The 26,083-nt window shown below is 72.3% G+C and carries 25 protein-coding genes; 22 read left to right on the top strand and 3 right to left on the bottom strand.

The window, feature by feature from the left end:
* Positions 1–14: 14 nt before the first annotated feature.
* From hisD to hisH, 4 genes are read left to right on the top strand one after another with little or no spacing between them, the layout of a single operon-like run.
* Complete coding sequence (gene hisD / locus BM223_RS08635) at positions 15–1,337, top strand: histidinol dehydrogenase (RefSeq protein WP_038678384.1); 1,323 nt, start codon at positions 15–17, stop codon at positions 1,335–1,337.
* Positions 1,334–2,440, top strand: coding sequence for a histidinol-phosphate transaminase (locus tag BM223_RS08630; protein WP_038678386.1), 1,107 nt, complete (start codon positions 1,334–1,336; stop codon positions 2,438–2,440). Before hisD ends, BM223_RS08630 begins: the two co-directional genes overlap by 4 nt.
* Positions 2,437–3,045: an imidazoleglycerol-phosphate dehydratase HisB gene (gene hisB, locus BM223_RS08625; protein WP_038678388.1), complete on the top strand. Its 609-nt coding sequence runs from the start codon at positions 2,437–2,439 to the stop codon at positions 3,043–3,045. Before BM223_RS08630 ends, hisB begins: the two co-directional genes overlap by 4 nt.
* On the top strand, positions 3,042–3,689 hold the full coding sequence (hisH, locus tag BM223_RS08620; protein ID WP_038678390.1) for an imidazole glycerol phosphate synthase subunit HisH: 648 nt from the start codon (positions 3,042–3,044) through the stop codon (positions 3,687–3,689). The genes hisB and hisH overlap by 4 nt, the downstream gene beginning before the upstream one ends.
* A gap of 26 nt (positions 3,690–3,715) precedes the next feature.
* Here the strand turns inward: hisH and BM223_RS08615 are convergent, their stop codons facing one another.
* Complete coding sequence (locus tag BM223_RS08615) at positions 3,716–4,582, bottom strand: Ig-like domain-containing protein (RefSeq protein WP_038678392.1); 867 nt, start codon at positions 4,580–4,582, stop codon at positions 3,716–3,718.
* 163 nt (positions 4,583–4,745) lie between these two features.
* Between BM223_RS08615 and priA the strand changes: the two genes are divergently transcribed.
* The 3 genes from priA to BM223_RS08600 are packed head-to-tail and all read left to right on the top strand — an operon-like array spanning position 4,746 to position 6,658.
* The gene (gene priA / locus BM223_RS08610; protein WP_038678393.1) at positions 4,746–5,486 is read left to right on the top strand and encodes a bifunctional 1-(5-phosphoribosyl)-5-((5-phosphoribosylamino)methylideneamino)imidazole-4-carboxamide isomerase/phosphoribosylanthranilate isomerase PriA; all 741 of its coding nucleotides are present in this window, start codon (positions 4,746–4,748) and stop codon (positions 5,484–5,486) included.
* Positions 5,483–6,259, top strand: a complete 777-nt coding sequence (gene hisF / locus BM223_RS08605) for an imidazole glycerol phosphate synthase subunit HisF (protein WP_038678395.1) — start codon at positions 5,483–5,485, stop codon at positions 6,257–6,259. The genes priA and hisF overlap by 4 nt, the downstream gene beginning before the upstream one ends.
* Before the next feature lie 27 nt (positions 6,260–6,286).
* Positions 6,287–6,658: a hypothetical protein gene (locus BM223_RS08600; protein ID WP_038678397.1), complete on the top strand. Its 372-nt coding sequence runs from the start codon at positions 6,287–6,289 to the stop codon at positions 6,656–6,658.
* Here BM223_RS08600 and BM223_RS08595 read toward each other — a convergent pair.
* Positions 6,655–7,035, bottom strand: coding sequence for an MmcQ/YjbR family DNA-binding protein (locus BM223_RS08595; RefSeq protein ID WP_038678399.1), 381 nt, complete (start codon positions 7,033–7,035; stop codon positions 6,655–6,657). The two genes, BM223_RS08600 and BM223_RS08595, sit on opposite strands and share 4 nt — an antisense overlap.
* A gap of 23 nt (positions 7,036–7,058) precedes the next feature.
* Here BM223_RS08595 and BM223_RS08590 point away from each other — a divergent pair, with 23 nt between their 5' ends.
* The 7 genes from BM223_RS08590 (at position 7,059) to BM223_RS08560 (ending at position 13,252) form a co-directional block, all read left to right on the top strand.
* Positions 7,059–7,898 (top strand): hypothetical protein, encoded by an 840-nt coding sequence (locus tag BM223_RS08590; protein WP_038678401.1) that lies wholly within the window; start codon positions 7,059–7,061, stop codon positions 7,896–7,898.
* Positions 7,899–7,961: 63 nt separating this feature from the next.
* Entirely contained in the window at positions 7,962–9,743 is a 1,782-nt protein-coding gene (locus tag BM223_RS08585; RefSeq protein WP_038678403.1) for an ABC transporter ATP-binding protein, read from the top strand.
* On the top strand, positions 9,740–11,575 hold the full coding sequence (locus tag BM223_RS08580; protein WP_038678404.1) for an ABC transporter ATP-binding protein: 1,836 nt from the start codon (positions 9,740–9,742) through the stop codon (positions 11,573–11,575). The genes BM223_RS08585 and BM223_RS08580 overlap by 4 nt, the downstream gene beginning before the upstream one ends.
* A gap of 7 nt (positions 11,576–11,582) precedes the next feature.
* A complete protein-coding gene (hisI, locus tag BM223_RS08575; RefSeq protein ID WP_038678406.1) occupies positions 11,583–11,924 on the top strand; it encodes a phosphoribosyl-AMP cyclohydrolase in 342 nt (113 codons plus the stop codon).
* Positions 11,917–12,525, top strand: coding sequence for a Trp biosynthesis-associated membrane protein (locus BM223_RS08570; protein WP_052138501.1), 609 nt, complete (start codon positions 11,917–11,919; stop codon positions 12,523–12,525). The genes hisI and BM223_RS08570 overlap by 8 nt, the downstream gene beginning before the upstream one ends.
* A 69-nt stretch (positions 12,526–12,594) precedes the next feature.
* Positions 12,595–12,795, top strand: coding sequence for an HGxxPAAW family protein (locus BM223_RS08565; RefSeq protein WP_038678408.1), 201 nt, complete (start codon positions 12,595–12,597; stop codon positions 12,793–12,795).
* Positions 12,796–12,814: 19 nt separating this feature from the next.
* Positions 12,815–13,252, top strand: a complete 438-nt coding sequence (locus BM223_RS08560; protein ID WP_052138502.1) for a DUF2752 domain-containing protein — start codon at positions 12,815–12,817, stop codon at positions 13,250–13,252.
* Between the two features lie 81 nt (positions 13,253–13,333).
* Here BM223_RS08560 and BM223_RS08555 read toward each other — a convergent pair whose 3' ends face one another.
* Entirely contained in the window at positions 13,334–13,669 is a 336-nt protein-coding gene (locus tag BM223_RS08555; RefSeq protein ID WP_038678410.1) for a DUF4190 domain-containing protein, read from the bottom strand.
* 153 nt (positions 13,670–13,822) lie between these two features.
* Between BM223_RS08555 and trpC the strand changes: the two genes are divergently transcribed.
* The 8 genes from trpC to pyk all read left to right on the top strand — a co-directional run bounded on the left by trpC (position 13,823) and on the right by pyk (position 26,076).
* Complete coding sequence (gene trpC, locus BM223_RS08550; RefSeq protein WP_038678412.1) at positions 13,823–14,629, top strand: indole-3-glycerol phosphate synthase TrpC; 807 nt, start codon at positions 13,823–13,825, stop codon at positions 14,627–14,629.
* Complete coding sequence (trpB, locus tag BM223_RS08545) at positions 14,626–15,840, top strand: tryptophan synthase subunit beta (RefSeq protein WP_038678414.1); 1,215 nt, start codon at positions 14,626–14,628, stop codon at positions 15,838–15,840. The genes trpC and trpB overlap by 4 nt, the downstream gene beginning before the upstream one ends.
* The gene (trpA, locus tag BM223_RS08540) at positions 15,837–16,634 is read left to right on the top strand and encodes a tryptophan synthase subunit alpha (protein WP_038678416.1); all 798 of its coding nucleotides are present in this window, start codon (positions 15,837–15,839) and stop codon (positions 16,632–16,634) included. The genes trpB and trpA overlap by 4 nt, the downstream gene beginning before the upstream one ends.
* The gene (locus BM223_RS08535) at positions 16,627–17,238 is read left to right on the top strand and encodes an SCO family protein (protein WP_052138503.1); all 612 of its coding nucleotides are present in this window, start codon (positions 16,627–16,629) and stop codon (positions 17,236–17,238) included. The genes trpA and BM223_RS08535 overlap by 8 nt, the downstream gene beginning before the upstream one ends.
* Before the next feature lie 29 nt (positions 17,239–17,267).
* Positions 17,268–18,257, top strand: coding sequence for a prolipoprotein diacylglyceryl transferase (gene lgt, locus BM223_RS08530; RefSeq protein ID WP_235319254.1), 990 nt, complete (start codon positions 17,268–17,270; stop codon positions 18,255–18,257).
* 140 nt (positions 18,258–18,397) lie between these two features.
* A complete protein-coding gene (gene gltB, locus BM223_RS08525; protein WP_038678418.1) occupies positions 18,398–22,972 on the top strand; it encodes a glutamate synthase large subunit in 4,575 nt (1,524 codons plus the stop codon).
* 62 nt (positions 22,973–23,034) lie between these two features.
* On the top strand, positions 23,035–24,504 hold the full coding sequence (locus BM223_RS08520) for a glutamate synthase subunit beta (RefSeq protein ID WP_038678419.1): 1,470 nt from the start codon (positions 23,035–23,037) through the stop codon (positions 24,502–24,504).
* A 108-nt stretch (positions 24,505–24,612) separates the two neighbouring features.
* Positions 24,613–26,076 carry a pyruvate kinase gene (gene pyk / locus BM223_RS08515; protein WP_038678421.1) on the top strand — a complete coding sequence of 488 codons (1,464 nt, stop codon included), beginning with the start codon at positions 24,613–24,615 and terminating at the stop codon, positions 26,074–26,076.
* Positions 26,077–26,083 lie beyond the last annotated feature (7 nt).

The raw sequence follows: 26,083 nt of genomic DNA, 5'->3' as shown, positions 1-26,083 counted from the left end.
CGTAGAATCGGGGCATGTCCCTCATCCGCCGCATCGACCTGCGCGACGCCGACGAGTCCGTCGACTACCGCGCGGCAGTGCCCCGTGCCGACTTCGACATCGAGGCGGCGGTGCCGGCGGTGCATGCGATCTGCGAAGAGGTCCGCACCCGTGGGCTCGACGCGATCGTCGAGCTGGGCGAGAAGTTCGACGGCGTGCGCGTCGACGACATCCGGGTCGCTCCCGCCACGATGCGCGAGGCGCTCGACCGGCTCGACCCGAGCATCCGGGCGGGCCTCGAGGAGTCGATCCGCCGGCTGCGGGCGACCTGTGCCAACGAGCTCGAGCACGACGCCGTCACCGAGCTGGCGCCCGGCGCGCGGGTGACCCACCGCAAGGTGCCGGTCGGCCGGGTCGGCCTCTACGTGCCCGGCGGCCTCGCGCCGCTGGTCTCCTCGGTGCTGATGAACGTCGTCCCGGCGCAGACCGCCGGCGTCGAGTCGATCGCCCTGGCGAGCCCGCCGCAGAAGGAGTTCGGCGGCTCGGTGCACCCCACGATCCTGGCCGCGTGCGCGCTGCTCGGCGTCGACGAGGTCTACGCCGTCGGCGGTGCCCAGGCGATCGCGATGTTCGCCTACGGCCTCGACGACGCCGAGCCCCACCGGCGCGTCGCCCGCGTCGATCTCGTGACCGGTCCCGGCAACATCTGGGTGGTCACCGCCAAGCGCATCCTCAAGGGCCAGATCGGCATCGACTCCGAGGCCGGTCCCACCGAGATCGCGATCCTCGCCGACGACACCGGCGACGCGTCGTACGTCGCCGCCGACCTGATCAGCCAGGCCGAGCACGACCCGCTGGCCGCCTCGGTGCTCGTCACCACCTCCGAGCGGCTCGCCGCCGAGGTCGAGGCCGAGCTCGACACCCAGGTCGCCGCGACCAAGCACGTCGAGCGGATCACCACCTCGCTCGGCGGCCGGCAGTCCGGCATCGTCCTGGTCCGCGACCTCGAGCAGGGTCTCGACGTCGTCAACGCCTACGCCGCCGAGCACCTCGAGATCCACACCGACGACGCCGCGGGCTGGGCCGCCCGGGTGCGCAACGCCGGGGCGATCTTCGTCGGCCCGCACGCGCCGGTCAGCCTCGGCGACTACTGCGCCGGGTCCAACCACGTGCTCCCGACCGCGGGCTGCGCCTGCCACTCGTCGGGCCTGTCGGTGCGCGCCTTCACCAAGTCGGTGCACGTGATCGACTACTCGGCCGAGGCGCTCCACGAGGTCGCCGGTCACGTCGTGACGCTCGCCGAGGCCGAGGATCTGCCCGGCCACGGCGCCGCGATCACCGCGCGAGTGGGCCGATGAGCGCGGCGGCCTGGCCACCGCTGCGCGACGAGCTGCGCGGCGTCGAGCCCTACGGTGCGCCGCAGCTCGACGTCCCCGTCCAGCTCAACGTCAACGAGAACCCCTACGGGCCCTCCGAGGCGTGCGTCGCCGACATCGCCGCCGCGGCCGCCGCGGCCGCGACGACCCTCAACCGCTACCCCGACCGCGAGTTCACCGCGCTGCGCACCGAGCTCGCCGCCTATCTCTCCCGCGACGCGGGGGAGCGCGGCATCGCGCCCGCGCAGGTGTGGGCGGCCAACGGCTCCAACGAGGTGATGCTCCAGCTGCTCCAGGCCTTCGGCGGTCCGGGACGCACCGCGGTGAGCTTCGCGCCGACGTACTCGATGTACCCGGAGTACGCCCGCGACACCAGCACCCGCTGGGTGGCCGGACGCCGGGCCGACGACTTCGCGCTCGACCTCGACGCCGCGCGCGACCTGGTCAAGACCGAGCAGCCGAGCGTCATCCTGCTGCCGAGCCCCAACAACCCCACCGGGACGGCGCTGCCGCCCGAGGCCGTCGGCGTGCTGTGCGAGGCGGCGGGGGACGAGGGCATCGTCGTGGTCGACGAGGCCTACGGCGAGTTCCGCCGTGGGGGCGTCCCGAGCGCGCTCGAGCTGCTGCCGTCCTACCGCAACCTCGTGGTGACCCGCACGATGAGCAAGGCCTTCGCGGGCGCCGGGCTGCGGCTGGGCTACCTCGCCGCGGCGCCCGAGATCTGCGACGCGATCCGGGTGGTCCGGCTGCCCTACCACCTCTCCGCGGTGACCCAGGCGGTCGCGCTGGCCGCGCTGCGCCACGCCCCCGAGCTGCTCGGCAAGGTCGACGACCTGCGCCGCGAGCGGGACGCGCTCGTCGGCTGGCTGCGCGCCGAGGGGTACGACGTCGCCGACTCCGACGCCAATTTCTGCTTGTTCGGGCGATTCGCCGACCGTCATGCTGTCTGGCAGGGTCTGGTGGACCGTGGTGTCCTGATCCGCGAGACCGGCCCCGAGGGCTGGCTCCGGGTCTCGGTCGGCACACCCGACGAGATGGCCGCCTTCCGGGCCGCACTGAGCGACGTGAACGGAGTACGAGCATGAGCCGCACCGCGCGGATCGAGCGCCAGACCAGCGAGTCCAAGGTCCTCGTCGAGGTCGACCTCGACGGCACCGGACGCCACGACATCGCCACCGGCGTCGGCTTCTACGACCACATGCTCACCGCGTTCGCTCGGCACGCGCTGGTCGACCTCACCGTCCAGACCGACGGCGACGTCCACATCGACGCCCACCACACCGTCGAGGACACCGCGATCGCGCTGGGCCAGGCGCTGCGCGAGGCGCTGGGCGACAAGAAGGGCATCCGCCGCTTCGGCGATGCCACCGTCCCGCTCGACGAGGCGCTCGTGCACGCCGTCGTCGACGTCTCGGGGCGGCCCTACTGCGTGCACACGGGTGAGCCCGAGGGCCAGCAGTACGTGCAGCTCGGCGGCTCCGGCGTCTCCTACCTCGGCTCGCTGACCCAGCACGTCTTCGAGTCGATCGCCTTCCACGGTCACTTCGCGCTCCACGTACGGGTGCTGGCGGGCCGCGAGCCGCACCACATCGTCGAGACCCAGTTCAAGGCGTTCGCCCGGGCCTTCCGCGACGCCGTCGCGCTCGACCCGCGCGAGACCGGCATCCCGTCCACGAAGGGCGCTCTGTGAGCGCACCCTCCGTCGTCGTCCTCGACTACGGCTCGGGCAACCTGCGCTCCGCCGTGCGCGCCATGGAGCGCGCCGGTGCCGCGGTCACCCTGACCAGCGACCTCGACACGGCGATGGAGGCCGACGGCCTGCTCGTGCCCGGCGTCGGGGCGTACGAGGCCTGCATGCGCGGCCTGCGCGCGATCCGCGGCGAGCGGATCATCGCCCGCCGGCTCTCCGGTGGCCGCCCGGTGCTCGGCATCTGCGTGGGCATGCAGATCCTGTTCGAGAAGGGCATCGAGCACGGCGTCGAGACCGAGGGCTGCGGCGAGTGGCCCGGTGTGGTCGAGCGCCTGCAGGCGCCGATCGTGCCGCACATGGGCTGGAACACGGTGGCAGTGCCCTCCGGGACCCGCCTGTTCGCGGGGATCGAGGACGAGCGCTTCTACTTCGTGCACTCCTACGGCGTGCGCGACTGGACGCTGGCCACCAACGACCGCACGCCCGACAGCCACCAGCCGCTGGTGACCTGGGCCGACCACGGCGGCGACCGGTTCGTCGCCGCCGTCGAGAACGGGCCGCTGTGCGCGACCCAGTTCCACCCGGAGAAGTCCGGCGACGCCGGGGCCCAGCTGCTGCGGAACTGGGTCAGCTCGCTGAGCTGACCCAGTCCCGGCCGGTCAGCGTCGGCTCAGCGGACCTTGAGCTTGGCGGTGCCGGTCGACGGCGCCACCGTCGAGGAGCCGCTGTACGCCGCGGTGACGGTGTACTTGCCCTTCTGGCGCAGCTTCTTGAAGGTCGCCGTGGCCTTGCCGCGCACGACCGAGGCGCGCACGGTCTTGACCTTCTTCGCGCCCCGCTTGAGCGTGAACGTCACGGTCCCGGTCGCCGCCGGGGTCGAGCTGACGGTCGCCGACACGGTCGCCTTGTGCTTCTTGGCGCTGAAGACCGCCTTGGCCTTGGTCGTCGACGCGCCACGGACGGCGATCGTGCTGATCGTCGTGCTCTGCCCGGCGGCCGGTGCGCACGGGACCGGGAAGAGCGACCCGTCGGGGCTGCCCGGCTGGAACAGCATCATCGCGACGTTCTGGGCGCCCGCGGCGATGGTGTGGCGCCCGCCGGCCGGGCCGGCGGCGATCGACGACAGCTGACCGGTGCCGGTCAGGACGACGGGACCGCTGGCCGGCACGTTCGTCCGGGGGATCGTGATGGTCGTGGTCCGGTCGACGCCGTCGACCTTGACCACCGACTCGACCGTGCCGGCGATCGCGTTGGCGCCGAGGAAGCCGCGCATGAGGTCGGCGAGGTCGGCAGGCACGGTGATCTTGGACGTGATCCGCGGCGTGAGCGAGGAGCCGGGGGCGGCGTTCGCCGGCGCGTTGGTGGTGATGTCGACCGCGAAGGTCTTGGTGCCGAGCACCGGGACCTCGCAGCTCAGCGCGATCTTGGCGGCGCTGGCCGGTGCGGTCGCACCGAGGACGACGGCGCTGCTCGCGGTGAGGCCGAGGATGCCGGCCGCGGCGAACGAGCGCAGGGTGAAGCGGTGACGCAAGGTCATAGAGATTCCCTCCCGAGGAATGTATGAGTTGGTGCGGCCGTCACCCTCCCAGTGACGGCCGCGTGAGATACCTCACCACAAAATGAGAACAAGTTCTAGTCCTCTTCTGCCCGGGGCGAGACACGCGGAAGGCCCGCGGCTGCGCTCATCTAGGATCGCGGCCATGACGAGCGCCTACCTCGAGCTGTTGCCCGCCGTGGACGTGAAGGGTGGTCAGGCCGTCCAGCTCGTGCAGGGTATCGACGGGTCCGAGAAGCGCTTCGGTGACCCCGTCGAGGCGGCGCTGCGCTGGCAGGAGGCCGGGGCGGAGTGGATCCACCTGGTCGACCTCGACGCCGCCTTCGGGCACGGCAACAACCGCGCGCTCCAGGCCGAGATCGTCGGCCGGCTCGACATCAAGGTCGAGATGAGCGGCGGCATCCGGGACGACGAGTCGCTCGAGGCCGCGATGGCTACGGGCTGCCGCCGGGTCAACATCGGCACCGCCGCGCTCGAGCAGCCGGAGTGGTGCGCCCGGGCGATCGCGACCTACGGCGACCGGGTCGCCGTCGGGCTCGACGTCCGCGGGCGCACGCTCGCCGCCCGGGGCTGGACCCAGGAGGGCGGCGACCTCTACGAGACGCTCGCCCGCCTCGACGCCGAGGGCTGTGCGCGCTACGTCGTCACCGACGTCAACAAGGACGGCATGCTGCAGGGCCCCAATCTGCAGCTGCTCAAGGACGTCTGCGCCGCGACCGACCGCCCCGTCGTCGCGTCGGGCGGCGTCACCACGCTCGACGACATCCGGGCGCTGATGGACCTCGTCCCGCTCGGCGTCGAGGGCGCGATCGCCGGAACCGCCCTCTACACCGGGCAATTCACGCTCGAGGACGCGCTCGCGCTGACCAAGGGCGGACTCGTATGACCCTCGCGGTGCGGGTCATCCCGTGCCTCGACGTCGACGCCGGCCGCGTGGTCAAGGGCGTCAACTTCCAGGAGCTCCGCGACGCCGGTGACCCCGTCGAGCTCGCCCGTCTCTACGACGCCGAGGGTGCCGACGAGCTCACCTTCCTCGACATCTCCGCCTCCCACGAGGGCCGCGCGACGACGATGGACATCGTCTCGCGCACGGCCGAGCAGGTCTTCATCCCGCTCACCGTCGGCGGCGGCGTCTCGTCGGTCGACGACGTCGACCGCCTGCTGCGGGCCGGCGCGGACAAGATCGCGGTCAACACCGCGGCGATCCGCCGTCCCGAGCTCATCGCCGAGATCGCCGACCGGTTCGGCAACCAGGTGCTCGTGCTGTCCGTCGACGCCCGCCGGCTGCCCGCGGGCGCCCCGCCGGTCGGCGACTCCGGCTTCGAGGTGACCACCCACGGTGGACGGCAGTCCGCCGGTCTCGACGCCGTCGAGTGGGCCGTGCGCGCGGCCGAGCTCGGCGCCGGCGAGATCCTGCTCAACGCCATGGACGCCGACGGCACCACCGACGGCTTCGACCTCGAGCTCATCCGCAAGGTGCGCGCCGAGGTCTCGATCCCGGTCATCGCCTCGGGCGGCGCCGGTGCCGTCGAGCACTTCGCGCCCGCCGTCGAGGCCGGCGCGGACGCCGTCCTCGCGGCGACGGTGTTCCACTTCGGCACGCTGCGGATCGCCGACGTGAAGACCGCGCTGGCCGGGGCCGGCGTACCGGTGCGCTGAACGGCACGGATCGGGCAGGGTGACCCCATGAGCTACGAGATGTACGAGCCCGGCTCGGGCCCCGCGCCCGCCGACGCCGGCGGCCCCGCGCTCGCGGACGGCCTCGGCGACGCCGGCCCCTGGCGGGTCGCCATCGAGTACTCCAACCAGGGCCAGGCCAAGCCCCCGACGATCGTCCAGCTCGGTCGCACCGCCCACGCCGACCGCACCCAGGCGCTGCTCGCGGCCCGCCGGGCGAGCTTCGAGTTCGACCCGCCGGACCCCTGGTCGCCCCAGGGGCGCGAGGTCTTCCGCGACGGTCCCGACGGCTTCCTGGTGGTCATCCAGGGCGCGACGTCGACCTTCCACATGCGGGTGCGCATCGTCGCCCAGATCACGGCGCCGGGCGCGGCGGGCTAAGGGGCGCCCGACGAGGCGTCCCAGCCTGCGGGCCGCAGCGACTTCGGGAGCTTCGCGACGACCGCGCGGTAGGACTCGTCGACCGCCTCGAGCAGCTCGTCGTCGGGGATCGCCCCGGACAGCGCGAGGGTGTTCCAGCCGGAGCGGCCGATGTAGGCCATCACGCTGGCGTCGTCGGGGTAGCGCTGGAGCCACTCGTCGGCGACCTCGCGGGTCGCGCCGGCCTTGACGCCGACGCTGTCGGGGTCGAGGAACGCGAAGATCTTGGCGCGCTCGGCGGGACCCACCTTGATGACGGGCAGCTCGTGGTCCCAGGGGTTGTCGGCCCACGCGCCGGGGCGGGCGAGGCAGTGGGCCTGCAGGTCCGCGATGTCCACAGGCCGAGGCTACGCTGACCGGCGTGATCCGCCTCGAAGGGACGGACGGCGACGTGGTCGCCGTGGCCCGGGCCGCGGTCCGCACGCTCCGGCGCGACCGGACGACGAGGCGTGGCCTCTACCCGCGCCTCGTCGCCCACCACGCGGCCCGCCGGCGCCTGGCCGAGACGCCGGTGCCGCCCCGTGCGCCCTTCGCGCGACGGGTCGGCCTGGCCCTCTGGTGGCTCCTGTACGCCGCCGGGCTGGTCGCCGTCCTCGCCGCGGCCGCGCTCGCCGGGCCGCCCGGTCGCAAGACCGCCTACCTGCGGGCCGAGGACGCGATGCCCGTCGCGACCACGGCCGCGGTCGTGGGCGTCGTGCTGCTCGGGGTGGTCCTCGTGCTCCGGACGCCGCGCGGTGGCGGGACCCCGCTCGCCGCGACGACGCTCGGGATGACGACCGGCGGGTTGGTGCTGCTGCTGGTCGGCTACCGGCTGGTCGTGGGGACCGGGGACGACCGGGGTGTCACCGCGGACCAGCTGCGCACCTGGATCCCGCCGGCGGTCCTCGCGGTCCTCGCCCTCGTCGCGGTCACCGTCCGGGTCGACCGCACCCGCCGTCGCACGCCGGACGAGGTGCCGGCCGGAGCCGGCCGCCGGGACCAGGAGCGCCACCTGCGGCGCCGCGCCGCCGAGCTCGCCACGACCGCGCCGGCCCGGCCGGCGGCCGAGGTGACGGCCGAGTGGCACGGCCGGCTGGATCGCCTGGAGCGGCAGGGTGTCGACCCCCGCACCACGGCCCAGGCGCGCACCATGACCCCCGCAGCGTGGCTCGTCCACACCTTCGACGACGGCGACCGGGACGTCACCGGCATCCTCGAGTAGGTGGAATAGCAACAGTCCCCCCAGGGTTGGGCCAGGGTTCGGGCGACGAGAGAGCAGGAGCGGGTGGCGAGCGAGAGCAGCAGCACAACCGGGACGACGTCGGCAGGCTTCGGCGTCCTGTGGGTGGCGATCAAGCGCGAGCCCTGGATCTTCGCGGCCTCGACGATCGGCAGCGTGCTCTTCGGGGCGCTCACCGTCGCCGACGCCTGGGTGCTCGGGTGGTCGACCGACCACGTCGTGCTGCCCGCCTTCCGGGACGGCGAGATCGGCTCCGGTCTGCTCTGGGCGGTGCTCGGGCTGTTCATCGGGGTCGCGATCCTGCGCGCGGTGGGCATCGTGGCGCGGCGCCTGGGCGCTGGTGTCATGCAGTACCGGATGCAGGCCCACAGCCGGCGTGCGGTGACGCGCCAGTACCTCCGTCTTCCGCTGGCCTGGCACCAGAAGCACCCGACCGGCGAGCTGCTGTCCAACGCCAATGCCGACGTCGAGGCGGCCTGGGGCCCGATCGCGCCGCTGCCGATGGCGGTCGGCACGGTCGCGATGATGGTCATCGCCGTCGTCCAGATGCTGCTGACCGACCTGGTCCTGGCTGCGGTCGGGCTGCTCGTGTTCCCGCTCGTCATCGTCGTCAACGTGGTCTACCAACGCCTCGCCCAGGGCTGGGCCACGCGAGCCCAGGAGCTGCGGGCCGAGCTCTCCGAGATCGCCCACGAGTCCTTCGACGGGGCGCTCGTCGTCAAGACGCTCGGTCGCGAGCCCGAGGAGACGGCGCGCTTCCGGGCGAAGGCCGAGGAGCTGCGCGAGGCCAACATCCGGGTCGGCCGGATCCGGGCCGCCTTCGACCCGACGCTCGCCGCGCTGCCCAACCTCGCGGTGCTCGTCGTCCTGGTCGTCGGCGTGCACCGGGTCGTGTCGGGTGCGACCGTGGCCGGCGACGTCGTCACCGTCGCCTACCTGCTGACCGTCGTGTCCTTCCCCATCCGCTCGATCGGTTGGCTCCTGGGCGACTTCCCGCGCAGCGTCGTCGGCTACCGGCGCGTGGCGGCCGTCATCGGTGCCACCGGCGCCATGGAGTACGGCGACGCGCCCGCCCCCGCCGCGGCCGGCGGGGCCCGGCTCGAGGTCGAGCGGGCCGCGTTCGCCTACGAGCCCGGCCGCACGCTGCTGCGCGACCTGTCCTTCGACGTCGAGCCCGGCCGCACGGTCGCTCTCGTCGGGGCGACCGCGTCCGGCAAGAGCACGCTGACGACGCTGCTCTCGCGCCTGGTCGACGTCGAGGACGGCGCGATCCGGGTCGACGGCACCGACCTGCGCGACCTGCGCCACGGCGCGCTCGCCGAGGTGCTGGCCGTCGTGCCCCAGACGGCGTTCCTCTTCGATGACACCGTGCGCGGCAACGTCACCCTGGGCGCCGACGTCGGCGACGACGAGGTGTGGGCCGCGCTGCGCACCGCGCAGGCCGACGGCTTCGTCGCGGCCCTGCCCGACGGTCTCGACACCCGGCTGGGGGAGCGCGGCACGTCGCTCTCCGGGGGCCAGCGGCAACGGCTCTCGCTGGCCCGCGCCCTCGTCCGGCGCCCGCGGCTCCTCGTCCTCGACGACGCCACGTCGGCCGTCGACCCCGAGGTCGAGGCGCGGATCCTGGCCGGCCTCGGCGAGAGCGAGACGACGCTGGTCGTCGTCGCCTACCGCAAGGCCACGATCGGGCTGGCCGACGAGGTGCTCTTCCTCGTCGACGGCCGGATCGCCGACCGCGGACCCCACGACGAGCTGGTCGCGCGCAATGCCGACTACGCGCACCTCGTCAACGCCTACGAGACCGAGCCCGCCGAGGTGACCCGATGAGCACCACGCTGCGCGCCGCCGAGCAGACCCGGCTCAGCACCGGCGAGGAGATCGGCGCCTGGGAGACCATCCGCCGCGGCATCCGGCACTCGCCCGAGCTGACCGAGGGCATCGGGTGGACGCTGACCCTCGCCGTGATCGCGTCGGTCGGCCAGGTCGTCGTCCCGATCGCCGTCCAGCAGACCATCGACAAGGGCCTGCACGGCGACGGCGGTCCCGACGTCTCGTTCACGACCTGGCTCGCACTGGCGGCGGGGCTCGCGATCGTGGCGACCAGCTGGGCGTCGTACGCGATGACGGCCCGGCTGTTCTCGACCGCCGAGCGTGGCCTCGCCACCCTGCGGGTCAAGGCCTTCCGCCACGTCCACGACCTGCCCCTGCTGACGCAGAACACCGAGCGCCGCGGCGCGCTCGTCTCGCGGGTGACCAGCGACGTCGACCAGGTCAGCCAGTTCCTCGTCTTCGGCGGCCTGCTGTTCGTCGTCAGCATCGGCCAGATGCTCATCGCGACCGTGGTGATGGTCGTCTACAGCTGGCAGCTCGCGATCGTGGTCTGGGTCTGCTTCGCACCGCTCTTCCTCAGCCTGCGCTACTTCCAGCGCAAGCTGGCCGCGGCCTACGGCACCGTGCGGCGCCAGGTCGGCGTGCTGCTCTCCGCCGTGTCGGAGCCGGTGGTGGGCGCCGCCGTCGTCAAGTCCTACGCCATCGAGGACCGCACCCAGGAGCGGATCGACACCGCGATCGCCGTCCACAAGTCGGCGAGCACGCGGGCCCAGGGCTTCACCGCGTTCTCGTTCAGCCTGGGCGGGATCTCGGCCGGCTTCGCCAACGCGGGCGTCCTCATCGTCGGCATCTGGCTCGGCCAGGGCTTCGCCTGGGGCGACGGGATCACGGCGGGCGAGGTGCTGGCGTTCGCCTTCCTCGTCACCCTGTTCGTCGGCCCGGTCCAGATGGGTACCCAGATCCTCACCGACGCGCAGAACGCCATCGCGGGCTGGCGCCGGGTGATCGGCATCCTCGACACGCCCGCCGACCTCGTCGACCCGGGTCCCGACGGCCGGACTCTTCCGAAGGGCGCGATCGACGTGCGCTTCGAGGAGGTGGGCTTCGCCTACCCCGGGGGTCCCGAGGTGCTCTCCGACATCGACCTGGTGATCCCGGCCGGGCAGCGGGTGGCCGTGGTCGGCGAGACCGGCTCGGGCAAGTCCACCGTGGCCAAGCTGCTCACCCGGCTGATGGACCCCGACCGCGGCCGGGTCCTGCTCGACGGGATCGACCTGCGCGAGGTCGCCGAGAGCGCGCTGCGCAGCAGCGTGGTGCTCGTCCCGCAGGAGGGCTTCCTCTTCGACGACACGCTGGCCGCGAACGTCCGCTACGGCCGGCTCGGCGCCACCGAGGACGAGATCCTCGCGGCCGCCGAGACGATCGGCCTCGGCGACTGGGTGGCCGGCCTCCCCGACGGCGTCGCCACCCGGGTCGGCCAGCGCGGCGAGTCGCTCTCGGCGGGGGAGCGCCAGCTCGTCGCGCTGCTGCGCGCCCAGCTCGCCGACCCCGACCTGCTCGTGCTCGACGAGGCGACCAGCGCGGTCGACCCCGCGCTGGAGACCCGGATCGGCCGGGCGCTCGAGCGGCTGATGAGCGGGCGCACCTCGGTCACCATCGCGCACCGGCTCTCCACCGCCGAGTCCGCCGACGTCGTGGTGGTCGTCGACCGGGGCCGGATCGTGCAGCACGGACCGCACGCCGAGCTCGTCACCCGGCCCGGGACGCCGTACGCCCGGCTGCACGCGTCGTGGGTCGCCCAGCGCGGTGCTGCGGGGCAGCCGGGATAATGGTCGCGTGACCTCCCTCGACGGCGCCCTCGCCGACCGCCTCAAGCGCACCGCCGACGGGCTCGTGCCCGCCATCGTGCAGCAGCACGACACCGGTGAGGTGCTGATGCTGGCCTGGATGGACGACGAGGCGCTGCACCGCACCCTCACCACCGGGCGGGCGACGTACTGGAGCCGCTCGCGTCAGGAGTACTGGGTCAAGGGCGAGACCTCGGGCAACCCCCAGCAGGTCAAGGAGGTCCGCCTCGACTGCGACGGCGACACGCTGCTGGTCAAGGTCGACCAGGTCGGCGTCGCCTGCCACACCGGCGCGCGCACCTGCTTCGACGACGGGCTGATCGATGGCTGACGGGCGCGCCCGCCGCGCGTTCGGCCCCGTCGTCCTCCTCGGCCTGATCGGCAGCGGCGCCGCCGCCGTCGGTGGCCACAAGGAGATGCTGACCATCCCCGAGGCCACGCTGCGCGCGGCCGGCGGGATCGCGCCCGGCGTCGCCGACCGCTCGGTCGAGTTCCCGCTCGCCGGTGCGCTCGCGCTCGTCGCCCTCGCCTGCTGGGGCGTCCTGCTCGTCACCCGCGGCTGGGTGCGGCGGGTCGTCGCGGTCCTCGCCCTCGTCGCGGCCGCCGGCATCTTCGCCGTGGTCGTCATCGGCGGCTTCGTCCAGGACGACAAGGCCTCCGGCGACCTCGCCGTGCGGCTCGGCCTCGACAGCGCGGCGGTCGACGCCGGACGCAGCCCGTGGCTGTGGGTGACGCTGCTCGGCGCCCTCGTCGCGCTCGCCGCCGCCGGGCTCGCCGTCCGCCTGGTGCCGTCCTGGCCCGAGATGGGCAGCCGCTACGACGCGCCGACCGCGGGCGGTGCCGCGGCGGCGTCCACCAAGGAGCCCGAGGAGCAGTCGAACCTCGACCTGTGGAAGTCCCTGGACGAGGGCGGCGACCCCACGGCCGACTGACGCGCCCGTGCCCCTAGAATCTGACCGCAGTACCCGCACGACCCGCCCGACTGATCGAGGAGCTCATCCATGGCCGACAACCACGGCAACACCCCTGCTGCCTGGACCGCCGTCCTTGTCTCGCTGGTCGGCTTCGTCGTGGGCGCCATCGGCATGTCCCTCTCGCCGCTGAACTGGCCGCTGTTCTGGATCGGCACCGTGGTCGTCGTGGCCGGCGGCGTCGTGTTCCTGGTGATGGCGAAGATGGGCTTCCACGAGCCGGGTCACTGAGCCCGGGCGCTCCGCGGAGATGACCCTCACGGCCGCACCCGCCCCCACCGGCGCGATCTCGCGCCGGCGGCGGATGCTGCCGCCGCTGCTCGTGGCCGGCGGGATCACCGCCGCCACCGTGGCCCTGCACTTCCGCGACCCGCACGACCAGGGCAGCTGGGGGCTGTGCCCCTCGGCCGCCCTCGGCATCTACTGCCCCGGCTGCGGGGGCCTGCGCGCAGTCAACGACCTCAGCAACCTGCGCCTGGTCGACGCCGCCTCGAGCAACCTTCTCTTCCTCGCCGTCATCCCGCTCTTCGGATGGGTGTTCTGGCGCTGGACCGCCGGCCGCTGGAGCGGCCGCCCGTGGGACCCCGACAGCCGCCGGCTGGCGCGAGTCACGGGCGTGATGATCGCGGTGATGGTGGTGTTCACCGTGCTGCGCAACACGCCGTACGGCGCCTGGCTGGCGCCCTGACCTGCGTCCCGGCGCGCCACGAACGCCGACGCCCCCTGTCCCGACCGGGACAGGGGGCGTCGTTCGTGCCTCGGGGACGGCTCAGCTGTTGCCGAGCGCCACGATGAAGATGATGCCGTAGACCACGATGCCGACGACCATGAGGATCGAGGCGATCATGCCGCAGATCCGGCCGGCGTTGACCGTGCCGCGGTTGGTGTAGGCACCCGGGTTGGCGTCGATCTCGCCGATCGCCTTGTTGCCCATGACCCAGGCCGCGATGCCCAGGGGGCCACAGCAGACCAGGCCCAGGATGCCGAGGATCAGGATGGTGGTGCCCTGGGGGTGGTCCCCGCCACCGCCATAGCCACCGGCGCCGTATCCACCAGGCGCGGGCGGCGGGGGAGTGCCGTAGTTGGGCGGCTCGTTGTAGCTCACGTCGGTTCCTCCTGCGTGTTTCTCAGATGTCGTTCGGCCGGCCGAGGTCCGGGCGGTGTGTGGAACCCTAACCGTCGCGTGCCACACTCGACACCACCGCCGGCGTTCGCCGCCGTCGGACCCTGCCCGCAAGCGAGACGTGACGGAGGCGCAATGTCGGCCCCCCAGGCTTCCCGGCCCACGGTGCTCGACGGGATCGTCGCCGGAGTGCTCGAGGATCTCGCCGTGCGTCAGGCCACCACCTCCGAGGCGGACCTGCGGGCCGCCCTGGCCGACGTCGAACCGCCGCGCGACCCGATGCCGCACTTCCGCGGCCCGGGCTCGAGCGTGATCGCCGAGGTGAAGCGCAAGAGCCCCAGCAAGGGCGCGCTCGCCGACATCCCGGACCCGGCCGCCCTGGCGAGCGAGTACGCCGCCGGCGGCGCCGCCGCGATCAGCGTGCTCACCGAGCAGCGCCGGTTTGGCGGCAGCCTCGACGACCTGCGCGCGGTGCGCGCCACGGTCGACGTCCCGGTGCTGCGCAAGGACTTCATCGTCACCGAGTACCAGCTGCTCGAGGCCCGCGCGGCCGGCGCCGACCTGGCGCTGCTGATGGTGGTCTCGCTGCCCGGTGAGCGGTTGCGGCAGCTGCACGACTACGCCCGCGAGCTCGGGCTCACCGTGCTGATGGAGGTGCACGACGAGGCCGAGACCGCTCGCGCGGTCGAGGTCGGCGCCGAGCTGGTCGGCGTCAACGCGCGCAACCTCAAGACGCTCGAGGTCGACCTCGACGTCTTCGGCCGGCTCGCGCCCCTCATCCCCGACGACCGGGTCAAGGTCGCCGAGTCCGGCATCTTCGGACCCCAGGACGTCGAGCGGTTCGTCGGCGAAGGAGCCGGCGTGGTGCTCGTCGGCGAGGCGCTCGTCAAGGACGGCGCCCCGCGCGAGGCAGTGGCAGCGATGACAGGGATCACTCGATGAGCAAGTACGACGCCGACGCACGCGGCTGGTTCGGTGGCACGGGCGCCTTCGGCGGCCGGTTCATGCCCGAGGCGCTGATCGCGGCGCTCGACGAGCTCGACGTCGCCTGGCAGGACGCGATGGCCGACCCCGCCTTCACCGGCGAGTTCGAGCGGCTGCTCACCGACTACGCGGGCGTCCCGAGCATGCTCTACGACGCCACCCGGCTCTCCGAGCACGCCGGCGCCCGGATCCTGCTCAAGCGCGAGGACCTCAACCACACCGGCGCCCACAAGATCCGCAACGTGCTCGGCCAGGCGCTGCTGACCCAGCGGATGGGCAAGACCCGGGTCATCGCCGAGACCGGCGCCGGCCAGCACGGCGTCGCGAGCGCGACCGCCGCGGCCTACCTCGGCCTCGACTGCACCGTCTACATGGGCGAGGTCGACACCGAGCGCCAGGCGCTCAACGTCGCCCGGATGCAGCTGCTCGGCGCCGAGGTGATCCCGGTCCGGAGCGGCTCCCGCACGCTCAAGGACGCCATCAACGAGGCGCTGCGCGACTGGGTCGCGAGCGTCGACGAGACGGCCTACCTGTTCGGCACGGCGGCCGGCCCGCACCCGTTCCCGAGCCTGGTGCTCAGCTTCGTGCGCGGCATCGGCGACGAGGCGCGCCAGCAGTGCCTCGACCAGTACGGCGCCCTGCCCGACGCGGTCGCCGCGTGCGTGGGCGGCGGGTCCAACGCCATCGGCCTCTTCGCGGGATTCGTCGACGACCCCGAGGTCGCCATCTACGGCTTCGAGGCCGGGGGCGACGGCGTCGACACCGGGCGCCACGCCGCGACGATCTTCGCCGGCTCCATCGGCGTGCTGCACGGCGCGCGCACCTTCGTGCTCCAGGACGACGACGGCCAGACCGTCGAGTCGCACTCGATCTCCGCGGGCCTCGACTACCCGGGCGTCGGCCCGCAGCACTCGGCGCTGTCGGCGGCCGGCCGGGCGACGTACCTGCCGGTGACCGACACCGAGGCGATGGACGCGATGGCGCTGCTCGCCCGCACCGAGGGGATCATCCCGGCGATCGAGTCCGCGCACGCCGTGGCCGGCGCGCTGCGGGTCGCCCGGGACCGGCCGGGCCAGACGATCCTGGTCAACCTCTCGGGACGCGGGGACAAGGACATGGGCACCGCCATGGACTGGTTCCACCTGGGTGAGGCGGGGGAGAGCAAGTGAGCACCACCAGCACCGCGTTCGCGAAGGCGCGGGCCGAGGGCCGGGCGACCCTCGTCGGCTACCTCCCTGCCGGCTTCCCCGACGTCGAGGGCAGCATCGCCGCGCTGAAGGTGATGGTCGAGGCCGGCTGCGACGTCATCGAGATCGGGCTGCCCTACAGCGACCCGGTGATGGACGGCCCGATCATCCAGGCCGCGGCGCAGCAGGCGCTCGACGCCGGCGTGCGCACGGCCGACGTGCTCCGCGTGGTCGAGGCGGTCGCCGCCACCGGCACGCCGACGCTCGTGATGACCTACTGGAACCCCGTCGAGCGGTACGGCGTCGAGCGGTTCGCCAAGGACCTGGCGAGCGCCGGGGGAGCGGGCCTGATCACGCCCGACCTGACGCCCGACTTCGCGCCCGAGTGGATCGCCGCGGCCGACGAGCGCGACCTCGACAAGGTCTTCCTCGTCGCGCCCTCCTCGACCGACGAGCGGATCGCGCTGACCACGGCCGCCTCGCGCGGCTTCGTCTACGCCACCGGCATCATGGGCGTCACCGGCACCACGCAGGCGACCGCGGCGGGCGTGGCCCCGCTCATCGCCCGGACCAAGGCGACCACCGACCTGCCGGTCGGCGTCGGGGTCGGCGTCAGCTCGGGCGCGCAGGCGGCCGACCTCGCGGCCCACGCCGACGGGGTGATCGTGGGCTCCGCGTTCGTGCGCACCCTCCTCGACCATGCCGGCGACCGGGCTGCCGGGCTCGCGGCGCTGCGCGACCTGACCGCCGAGCTCGCCGGAGGGGTTCGTGCGTAGCCCGCTCCACCGCGGACCGGCGCTGGCCGCCCTGATCGTCGTCCTCGGCCTGGCGCTCGCGGCGTGCGGCAGCGACCCGGCGAAGTTCACCGGCAGCCGGCTCGACAACCCCTACACCGCGCCGGACATCGCGCTCACCGACACCGCGGGCGAGCCCTACTCGCTGGCCGCGACCGAGAAGCCGATGACGCTGGTCTTCTTCGGCTACACCCACTGCGCCGACTACTGCCCGATGGTCATGAACAACATCGCCGCGGCGATGAACCGCCTCGACGACGCCGACCGGGCCAAGGTCGACGTCGTCTTCGTGACGACCGACCCGACCCGCGACACGACCAAGGCGCTGCGCAAGTACCTCGACGGCTACAACAAGTCGTTCATCGGCCTGACCGGCGACCTCGACACCATCATCGAGGTCGGCGAGCCGCTGGCCGTCTACGTCAACGACGGCAAGAAGCTGCCCTCCGGGGGCTACGACCTGGGTGGGCACTCGACGTTCACCCTGGCCATCGACCACGACGGCAAGGCCGTCGCGCTGTGGAACCAGGAGACCTCCAGCACGGAGTTCGCCGCGGACATCCACACCCTGCTGACCGAGGACTAGGACCAGTCCCAGTGACCCCAGGAGCCGACGTGCTGCCCCAGATCATCGCCGCCAGCATCCCGAGCCCGGCCAACGGCGTGTGGCACATCGGTGCCTTCCCGCTGCGCGGCTACGCGCTGTGCATCATCCTCGGCATCGTCGTGGCCATCTGGATCGGCGAGAAGCGCTGGCAGGCCCGCGGCGGCACCCTCGGCGAGGTGCAGGACATCGCCATCTGGGCGGTGCCGTTCGGCATCGTCGGCGCCCGGCTCTACCACGTCGCCACCGACTGGGAGAAGTACTTCGGCGAGGGCGGCAGCCCCGTCGACGCGCTCTACGTCTGGCACGGCGGGCTCGGCATCTGGGGCGGTGTGGGCCTGGGTGCGCTGGGCGCCTGGATCGGCGCGCGCCGCAAGGGGATCAAGCTGCTCCCGCTGCTCGACGCGCTGGCGCCCGGCGTCCTGGTCGGCCAGGCGATCGGCCGCTGGGGCAACTGGTTCAACCAGGAGCTCTACGGCCGGCCCACCGACCTGCCGTGGGGCCTGAAGATCGACAGCGACCACTTCAGCGCCGCCTACAAGGCCAGCGACGACTACCGCAAGCTGCTCGCCGACAACGGCGGCGCCGTCCCCGACTTCGCCACCTTCCACCCGACGTTCCTCTACGAGTGCCTGTGGAACCTGGCCGCCTTCGCGCTCATCATCTGGCTCGACCGCCGCTTCCGCCTGGGCCACGGCCGGGTGATGGCGGTCTACGTGATGGCCTACACGCTGGGCCGCGGCTGGATCGAGGACCTGCGGATCGACGACGTCCAGCTCAACGACGTGCTCGGCCTGCGGTTCAACGTGTGGACCTCGATCGTGCTCTTCGTGATCGCCGCCGCCTACTTCGCCTGGGCGACCAAGAACCGGCCCGGCCGCGAGGAGAGCGTGTACGCCGACGGCCGGGCGGTCGCTGCGGTGCCGGGCGAGGCTTCCGAAGGATCTTCGGAGGAGTCGTCGGATGTGACAAAAGATGCATCCAGCACGGATGACGATTGAACACACACCGTTGACACGGTGGTAACCTGAGGGCTCCGCCGCGTGGGCCAGTGCCGTCCCTTGCGCCCCACCTTCTGTTGCACCGACTCGCCCCGTCCGGGGCCGACGACGTGGCAGACGTAGTCGACGGGAGAACCCCTGTGCCCTCTTCGCACGCGTTCCCGCCGCCGGAGGGTCTCTACGACCCGCGACACGAGCACGACGCCTGTGGCGTCGCCTTCGTTGCGACCCTGACCGGTGAGGCCAGCCACGACATCGTGGTGAAGGCCCTGACGGCCCTCCGCAACCTGGACCACCGCGGTGCCGCGGGGGCCGAGCCCAACTCCGGCGACGGTGCCGGAATCCTCCTGCAGGTGCCCGACGCCTTCCTGCGTGCGGTCACGGCCGAGGCGGGGCTCACCCTGCCCGCCGCCGGGACCTACGCCGTCGGCACGGCCTTCCTGCCCGGCGACGAGGAGCAGGTCGCCAAGACCCGCGGCCGGATCGAGGAGATCGCCGCCGAGGAGGGCCTCACGGTCCTCGGCTGGCGCGAGGTGCCGGTCACCCCCGAGATCCTGGGCACCATGGCCCGCAGCGTCATGCCGACGTTCAGCCAGGTCTTCGTCCAGGCCAACCCGTTCGGCGGCACGCCGGTCACCGGGATGGACCTCGAGCGCCTGGCCTTCTGCCTGCGCAAGCGTGCCGAGCGCGAGACCGACGTGTACTTCCCGTCGCTGTCGTCGCGGACGCTGGCCTACAAGGGCATGCTGACCACCGACCAGCTCGACCACTTCTACCCCGACCTGGTCGACGAGCGGATGGCCTCGGCCATCGGCGTCGTCCACTCGCGGTTCTCGACGAACACGTTCCCGAGCTGGCCGCTGTCCCACCCGTTCCGGTTCATCGCCCACAACGGCGAGATCAACACGGTCATGGGCAACCGCAACTGGATGCGGGCGCGCGAGGCGCTGCTCGCCTCCGACGCCATCCCGGGCGACCTCGACCGGCTGTTCCCGATCTGCACCCCGGGCGCGTCCGACTCGGCGTCCTTCGACGAGGTGCTCGAGCTGCTGCACATGGGTGGGCGCAGCCTGCCCCACGCGGTGCTCATGATGATCCCGGAGGCGTGGGAGAACCACGCCGAGATGCCCGAGCTGCGGCGCGACTTCTACCGCTTCCACTCCACGATGATGGAGCCCTGGGACGGCCCGGCGTGCGTCGTCTTCACCGACGGCACCCAGATCGGCGCGGTCCTCGACCGCAACGGCCTGCGCCCGGCCCGCTACTGGGTCACCGACGACGGTCTCGTCGTCCTCGCCTCCGAGGTCGGCGTGCTCGACCTCGACCCGGCCACGGTCGTCCGCAAGGGCCGCCTGCAGCCGGGCCGGATGTTCCTGGTCGACACCGAGGAGCACCGGATCATCGAGGACGAGGAGGTCAAGGACCAGCTCGCCGCCGAGAACCCCTACGGCGAGTGGCTGCACGGCGGCCTCATCCAGCTCGACGACATCGAGGACCGTGAGCACATCGTGCACACGCACGCCTCGGTGACCCGGCGCCAGCAGATCTTCGGCTACACCGAGGAGGAGCTGCGCGTCATCCTCACGCCGATGGCCAACACCGGCGGCGAGGCGCTCGGCTCGATGGGCACCGACACGCCCATCGCGGCGCTCAGCGAGAAGCCGCGGCTGCTGTTCGACTACTTCAGCCAGCTCTTCGCGCAGGTCACCAACCCACCGCTCGACGCCATCCGCGAGGAGCTCGTCACCTCGCTCTACGGCTCGATCGGCCCCGAGTCGAACCTGCTCGAGCCCACCCCGGCCTCGTGCCGGCAGATCGTGCTGCCGTTCCCGGTCATCGACAACGACGACCTGGCCAAGATCCGCCACATCAACCGCGAGGGCGACCACCCGGGCTTCATCACCCACGTCTCCCGCGGCCTGTACGACGTGCACGGCGGTGGCGCCGCGATGGCGACCCGGATCGACGAGATCTGTGCCGAGGTCTCGGCCGCGATCGCCGACGGCGCCCGGATCATCGTGCTCTCCGACCGGCACTCGACGGCCGACCTCGCGCCGATCCCGTCGCTGCTGCTGACCGGCGCGGTCCACCACCACCTGGTGCGCGAGAAGACCCGCACCCAGGTCGGCCTCCTCATCGAGGCCGGCGACGTCCGCGAGGTGCACCACGTGGCGCTCCTCGTCGGCTACGGCGCGGCGGCGGTCAACCCGTACCTCGCCATGGAGACCGTCGAGGACCTGGCGCGCGAGGGCTACTACGTCAAGGCGGAGCCCGAGCAGGCGGTCAAGAACCTGATCAAGGCGCTCGGCAAGGGCGTCGTGAAGGTCATGTCCAAGATCGGCGTGAGCACCGTGGCGTCGTACACGGGTGCGCAGATCTTCGAGTGCATCGGCCTCTCGCAGACGGTCGTCGACAAGTACTTCACCGGCACCACCTCCAAGCTGGGCGGCATCGAGCTCGACGTCATCGCCCAGGAGGTCGCCGCCCGGCACGCCCGTGCGTACCCGCCGGCCGGCATCGCGCCCGCGCACCGCGAGCTCGAGATCGGTGGCGAGTACCAGTGGCGCCGCGAGGGCGAGCCGCACCTGTTCAACCCCGAGACGGTGTTCCGCCTGCAGCACTCCACGCGGACCGGTCGCTACGACATCTTCAAGCAGTACACGGCTGCCGTGGACGAGCAGGCCGAGAAGCTGATGACGCTGCGCGGCCTCTTCAAGTTCAAGGACGCCGGTGCCTTCGGGCGCACGCCGATCCCGATCGACGAGGTCGAGCCCGTCTCGGCCATCGTGAAGAGGTTCTCGACCGGCGCGATGTCCTACGGCTCCATCTCGATGGAGGCGCACGAGACCCTGGCCATCGCCATGAACCGGCTGGGCGCCAAGTCCAACACCGGTGAGGGCGGCGAGGACTCCGAGCGGCTCCACGACCCCGAGCGGCGCAGCGCGATCAAGCAGGTCGCGTCGGGTCGCTTCGGCGTCACGTCCGAGTACCTCACCAACGCCGACGACATCCAGATCAAGATGGCGCAGGGCGCGAAGCCCGGTGAGGGCGGCCAGCTGCCCGGCAACAAGGTCTACCCGTGGGTGGCCAAGACCCGGCACTCCACGCCGGGTGTGGGCCTGATCAGCCCGCCGCCGCACCACGACATCTACTCGATCGAGGACCTGGCGCAGCTGATCCACGACCTCAAGAACGCCAACCCGTCGGCCCGCGTCCACGTGAAGCTGGTCTCCGAGGTCGGTGTCGGCACGGTCGCCGCGGGTGTCTCCAAGGCCCACGCCGACGTCGTCCTGGTGTCGGGTCACGACGGCGGCACGGGTGCGTCCCCGCTGACCTCGCTCAAGCACGCCGGTGGTCCCTGGGAGCTCGGCCTCGCCGAGACCCAGCAGACCCTGCTGCTCAACGGCCTGCGCGACCGGATCGTCGTCCAGACCGACGGTCAGCTCAAGACCGGGCGCGACGTCGTCATCGCCGCGCTGCTCGGTGCCGAGGAGTTCGGCTTCGCCACGGCGCCGCTGGTGGTCTCCGGCTGCATCCTGATGCGGGTCTGCCACCTCGACACCTGCCCGGTGGGCGTGGCGACGCAGAACCCGACGCTGCGCTCGCGCTTCAGCGGCAAGGCCGAGTACGTCGTCAACTTCTTCGAGTTCATCGCCGAGGAGGTCCGTGAGCTGCTCGCCCAGCTGGGCTTCCGCTCGATCGAGGAGGCCGTCGGCCAGGTCCAGGCGCTCGACACCGTCGACGCCGTCGGCCACTGGAAGGCGCAGGGTCTCGACCTGGCGCCGATCCTGCACCGGGTCGACATCGCCGGCACGCACTTCCCCGACCAGGACGTGCGCAACACCGGCACCCAGGACCACGGGCTCGACAAGTCGCTCGACGTCACGGAGATTCTCCCGCTCGCGGCCGCGGCCATCGAGTCGGGCGAGCCGGTGCGCGCCCAGCTGACCATCCGGAACGTCAACCGCACCGTCGGCACGATCCTGGGTCACGAGGTCACCAAGAAGCACGGTGGCGCGGGTCTGCCCGACGGCACGATCGACCTGACGTTCGTCGGCTCGGCGGGCCAGTCCTTCGGCGCGTTCGTGCCGCGGGGCATCACGCTGCGGCTCGAGGGCGACGCCAACGACTACGTCGGCAAGGGCCTGTCCGGCGGCCGGATCGCGATCCGGCCCGACCGCTCGGCCGGCTTCCGGGCCGACGAGCACATCATCGCCGGCAACACCATCGCCTACGGCGCCACCTCGGGTGAGGTCTTCATCCGCGGCGGCGTGGGGGAGCGGTGCTGCGTGCGCAACTCGGGCGCGACCGTCGTGACCGAGGGCGTGGGCGACCACGGCTGCGAGTACATGACCGGCGGGCGCGTCGTCGTCCTCGGCAAGACCGGGCGCAACTTCGCGGCCGGCATGTCGGGCGGCATCGCGTGGGTCCTCGACCTCAAGGACTTCCGGGTCAACGGCGAGCTCGTCGACCTGCGTCCGGTGACGGCCGAGTACGCCGCCGAGCTCGAGACCATCGTGCGCAAGCACTTCGAGGAGACCGGCTCCGAGGTCGCCGAGGAGCTGCTGGCCGACTGGGACGCCGCACTGCCGCGGTTCACCGAGGTCATGCCGCGCGACTACGCCAAGGTTCTGGCGGTCCAGGCCGACGCCGAGGCCGAGGGCCTCGACGCCGACGCCGCCGCTGCACGAGTGATGGAGGTCCTTCATGGCTGACGTCCGGCGCAACACTGTCCTTTCCCGCGACGGTCGTCAGGCCATGAAGAAGGGGGCGCAGAATGGCTGACCCGAAGGGCTTCTTGAAGAACGACCGCGAGGTCGCGTCCCGCCGTCCCGTCGAGGAGCGCGTGGGCGACTGGGACGAGGTCTACCCGGGCGGGATGGGCCGCGCGCTGCTGCCGATCATCAACGTCCAGGCCAGCCGCTGCATGGACTGCGGCATCCCGTTCTGCCACCAGGGCTGCCCGCTGGGCAACATCATCCCGGAGTGGAACGACCTGGTCTGGCGCGACGACTGGGAGGGCGCGATCGAGCGCCTGCACGCGACCAACAACTTCCCGGAGTTCACCGGTCGCCTCTGCCCGGCCCCCTGCGAGACCGCGTGCGTCCTCGGCATCAACCAGCCGGCCGTGACGATCAAGAACATCGAGGTCTCGATCATCGACAAGGCCTACGACTCGGGCTTCGTGCGGCCGCAGCCGCCGGAGTGGCTGACCGGCAAGACCGTGGCCGTCGTCGGCTCCGGGCCGGCCGGTCTCGCCGCCGCCCAGCAGCTCACCCGCGCCGGTCACACCGTCGCGGTCTACGAGCGGGCCGACCAGCCCGGTGGCCTGCTGCGCTACGGCATCCCCGAGTTCAAGATGGAGAAGAAGCACCTCGAGCGGCGCCTGGAGCAGATGCGCCGCGAGGGGACCGTCTTCCGCTCCGGCGTCACCGTCGGCGAGGGCAAGCTCAACGGCCAGGCCCTCAAGGACCGCTACGACGCCGTGGTGCTCGCCATCGGCTCGACCGTGCCGCGCGACCTGCCGGTCCCCGGGCGCGAGCTCGGTGGCATCCACCAGGCCATGGAGTTCCTGCCCCAGGCCAACCGGGTGGCGCTCGGCGAGGAGGTCGAGGGCCAGATCCGTGCCGACGGCAAGCACGTCGTCATCATCGGTGGCGGTGACACCGGCGCCGACTGCCTCGGCACCTCGATCCGCCAGGGCGCGGCCTCGATCACGCAGCTGGAGATCATGCCCCAGCCGACCGAGGACCGTCCGAACGGGCAGCCGTGGCCGACGTACCCGATGATCTACCGGGTCTCCTCGGCGCACGAGGAGGGCGGCGAGCGGGTCTACGCCGTCTCGACCAAGGAGTTCCTCGGCGACGACGACGGCAACGTCCGCGCGCTGCGCCTGGTCGAGGTCTCCTTCGAGGCCGGCAAGCTCGTCGAGCACGAGGGCACGGAGCGGGAGATCCCGGCCGAGCTGGTGCTCTTCGCGATGGGCTTCGTGGGTCCCGAGCAGCCCGGCGTCGTCGAGCAGCTCGGCCTCGACCTCGACGAGCGCGGCAACATCAAGCGCGACAACGACTACGCGACCTCCGTCGAGGGCGTCTTCGTGGCCGGCGACGCCGGTCGCGGACAGTCGCTGATCGTCTGGGCGATCGCCGAGGGCCGGGCCGCGGCCGCCGGGGTGGACACCTACCTCACCGGCAGCACCCAGCTGCCCGCGCCCATCCCGCCGACCGCGCGACCGCTGGTCGTCTGAGACGCGGGTCACCGCAGCATCACCGCATCGCCGCATCGGCGCAGGCTTCATCCGAAGTTTGCGCCGATGCGGCGTTTTCGGCTGACGTGCCACCGATAGGGTTGGATCGTGCGAAGAGCAAAGATCGTGTGCACCCTGGGTCCGGCCACCAGCTCGGAGCGTCGCATCCGCGAGCTCGTCTACGCGGGTATGGACCTAGCCCGGCTCAACATGAGCCACGGCAGCCACGAGCAGCACGCCGAGGCCTACCGCCTGGTGCGCGAGGCCTCCGACGCCGCCGGGCGCGGTGTCGGCGTCCTCGCCGACCTGCAGGGCCCCAAGATCCGGCTCGAGACGTTCTCCGGCGGCCCGGTCACCCTGGCCCGCGGTCAGCAGTGGACGATCACCACCCGCGACGTCGACGGCAACGACCAGATCAGCGGGACGACGTACAAGGGGCTGCCGGGTGACGTCGCCCCGGGCGACCCGATCCTCATCGACGACGGCAAGGTGCGCCTGCGCGTCGTCGAGGTGACCGCCACCGACGTGGTCACCGAGGTGCTCGTCGGCGGCAAGGTGAGCAACCACAAGGGCATCAACCTGCCCGGCGTCGCCGTCTCGGTGCCCGCGCTGTCCGACAAGGACACCGCAGACCTGCGCTTCGCGCTGCGCCTCGGCGTCGACTTCATCGCCCTCAGCTTCGTGCGCAGCGCCGCCGACGCCGAGGACGTGCGGGCGATCATGCGCGAGGAGGGCGTCATGCTCCCCATCATCGCCAAGATCGAGAAGCCCCAGGCGATCGAGAACCTCGACGAGGTCGTCGACGCCTTCGACGCCTTCATGGTCGCCCGCGGCGACCTCGGCGTCGAGTGCCCCCTCGAGGAGGTGCCGTTCCTGCAGAAGCAGATCATCGTCGCCGCCCGCCGCAACGCGAAGCCCGTCATCGTGGCCACCCAGATGCTCGAGTCGATGGTGACCAACCCGGCGCCCACCCGCGCCGAGGCCAGCGACGTCGCCAACGCCGTCCTCGACGGGGCCGACGCCGTCATGCTCTCCGGCGAGACCAGTGTCGGCGAGCACCCGGTCCACACCGTCGAGACCATGGCCCGGATCATCGCCGCCACCGAGGCCCACGCCCTCGTCGACGACACCTTCAGCCGCTTCGGCCGCATCGAGTGGGACCCCCACACCACCTCCGGCGTCATCACCAAGGCCGCCGAGGAGGTCGCCCAGCGGGTCGGCGCCAAGTACGTCGTCGCCTTCACCCAGTCCGGCGACTCGGCCCGCCGCATCGCCCGCCTCCGCAGCCCCATCCCCGTCCTCGCCTTCACCCCCGAGGCCCGCGTCCGCTCCCAGCTCGCCGTCTCCTGGGGCGTCGAGGCCTTCAAGACCCTGCCCGTCGAGCACACCGACGAGATGGTCCGCCAGGTCGACGAGGAGCTCCTCAACATCGGGCGGGTCAAGGAGGGCGACCGCGTCGTCATCATCGCCGGGAGCCCCCCGGGCATCCCCGGCTCGACCAACGCACTGCGGGTGCACCGGATGGGCGACGCGATCAACGAGGTCGCGCCGGCGTACCGGCGCAAGGGCTGAGGCTGGG

It is taken from the genome of Pimelobacter simplex, from assembly GCF_900114845.1.
GTDB lineage: Bacteria > Actinomycetota > Actinomycetes > Propionibacteriales > Nocardioidaceae > Nocardioides > Nocardioides simplex.
The sequence above is the reverse complement of the archived record's forward strand: the minus strand, read 5'-3'. Positions and strand labels throughout refer to the sequence as shown.